At 42.8% G+C, this 1,227-nt stretch carries 2 protein-coding genes; both read left to right on the top strand.

Annotation, left to right across the window (positions count from 1 at the left end; all coding sequences use genetic code 11):
- The coding region (locus ABF638_RS38025; RefSeq protein ID WP_435027892.1) for a hypothetical protein at window positions 1-186 on the top strand (186 nt) is incomplete at its 5' end.
- An 87-nt stretch (window positions 187-273) separates the two neighbouring features.
- Window positions 274-1,227: tetratricopeptide repeat protein (locus ABF638_RS38020; RefSeq protein ID WP_435027891.1), on the top strand; the 954-nt coding region annotated here is incomplete at its 3' end.

Genomic DNA, 1,227 nt, shown 5'->3' with positions numbered 1-1,227 from the left:
ATTGAATTGTATCGGTCTGCAATTGAATTGTATCGGTCTGCAATTGAATTGTATCGGTCTGCAATTGAATTGTATCAGTCTGCAATTGAGTTCTATTGCCCTGTAATTGAGTTGTATCGCCCTGCAATTGAATTGTATCAGTCTGCAATTGAATTGTATCGGTCTGCAATTGAGTTGCATAACTAAATAACCTGATTTAATAAATTTCCCGTAAATTCTCAGCAAAGTCTTGTATTCTCTTCTAAAATTTGCCGATATCTACAAATTATCAATATGCTTCCAAGTACTGTTGCTCGCTTGAGAGTAATGCTTGTAACTCTGCTGTTATCGTTTGCTGTCACAGGAGAACTCAAAGCTGTTGCAGTTGTCACAAACAAAATTTTGGCACAAGCACAAACTGCCGAAAATCAAGAAGATGAGGCAGATCGGCTGCTAACAGAGGGTAAACAAAAACTACAGCAAAGACAGTTTCCCGCAGCATTAGAGGCATTTGAGCAATCTTTGGCTTTATATCGACAAGCTAAAGATCGCAAGGGAGAAGGTAATACTCTCTACAGTATTGGCGATGTTTACTACAATCAGGCTAATTTTACCCAGGCGATCGCGTTTTATCAACAAGCTTTGGTAATTAGGAAGGAAGTAAGCGATGCCTACGGCAACGTCAAGGACGAACGCACTCAAGAAGCTACAACGCTCAACAAGATTGGCTTATCTTACAGCAAATTAAGTCAGTACCCCAGAGCCTTGGAGTACTTTCAACAAGCTTTAACTATTCGTAAACAAATCGGCGATCGCTCTGGCGTTGGACAAAGCCTCAACAACATTGGCTTTATTTACAAGAGTCTGGGACAATACCCCAAAGCTTTGGAGTTCTATCAGCAAGCTTTAGCTGTTCGTCAAGAAATCGGCGATCGCTCTGGCGTTGGACAAAGCCTCAACAACATTGGCTTAATTTACTCCCGTCTCGGACAGTACGCGAAAGCCTTAGAGTACTATCAGCAGGCTTTAGCCATTCGTCAACAAATCAGTGATCGCGCAGGTGTTGGCACAACGCTCAACAACATTGGCGCGATTTACGACAGTCTCGGACAGTACGCGAAAGCCTTAGACTTCTATCAGCAAGCTTTAGCCATTCGTCAAAAAATCGGCGATCGCTCTGACGTTAGCAATAGCCTCAACAACATTGGCGGAATTTACGACAGTCTGGGACAGTACCCCAAAGCCTTG

The organism is Nostoc sp. CALU 1950 (genome assembly GCF_051172895.1).
Classification (GTDB): Bacteria; Cyanobacteriota; Cyanobacteriia; order Cyanobacteriales; family Nostocaceae; genus Nostoc; species Nostoc edaphicum_A.
Note: the sequence above shows the minus strand (reverse complement) of the source record. Positions and strands in the feature narration are given on the sequence as shown.